The 688-nt window shown below is 65.7% G+C and carries 1 protein-coding gene; it reads left to right on the forward strand.

Annotation, left to right across the window (positions count from 1 at the left end):
* Positions 1 to 69: 69 nt before the first annotated feature.
* Positions 70 to 688, forward strand: a 619-nt coding sequence (locus tag IMZ11_RS43065) for a rhomboid-like protein (RefSeq protein WP_228649405.1), incomplete at its 3' end; no start/stop codon positions are given.

Here is a 688-nt window from a genome sequence, read left to right on the forward strand (position 1 = left end):
CGCCCCACCTCGGACGACGCGTTTGACCAGGGCTTTTCGGTGAGTTCACCACCGGTATGCTGGATCGAGATGCTGTCGCGCGTGTTCTCCAATCTGGTCCGGGTCCGAGTGACCCTGTGCTACGCGACAGCACTGTTCGTGATCGCATCTCTGCTGTTGGTCCTTGGACCCCACACGCAGGACCGCGTCGTCGGTCGCCTGAGCACCAACCTGGACAACTTGGGGCGTGGCAATGTGGGAACACTGCTCGGCAGCGCTTTCGTCACCGCCGAGGGCTACACATATCTGCTGCTGCCGGGCCTGATCTGCCTGCTCGCGTTGGCGGAGTTGCTGTGGCGCAGCAGGCGGTTGGTCCAGGCATTTGCCCTCGGCCACGTCGGCGCCACCCTCATCGTGGCCGGTGGGTTGGCCGCCGCGATCAAACTCGGCTGGCTGCCCATCTCCGTCGCACACGCTACCGATGTCGGGCTCAGCTACGGCGCTCTTGCCGTGCTCGGCACCCTGACCGCGGCGATCCCGATCCGGTGGCGCCCGGCATGGATCGGTAGTTGGGTGACAATCGCGCTGGTAGTCGCGGTGTCCGGGCCGGATTTCACCGCCATCGGGCACGCCATCGCGTTGACGCTCGGAATACTGTCGTCGATCCGACTCAGCTCTGACGCCCGCTGGACGCCGGCCCGCCTGATGT

This window comes from Microtetraspora sp. AC03309 (assembly GCF_020826795.1).
GTDB lineage: Bacteria > Actinomycetota > Actinomycetes > Streptosporangiales > Streptosporangiaceae > Microtetraspora > Microtetraspora glauca.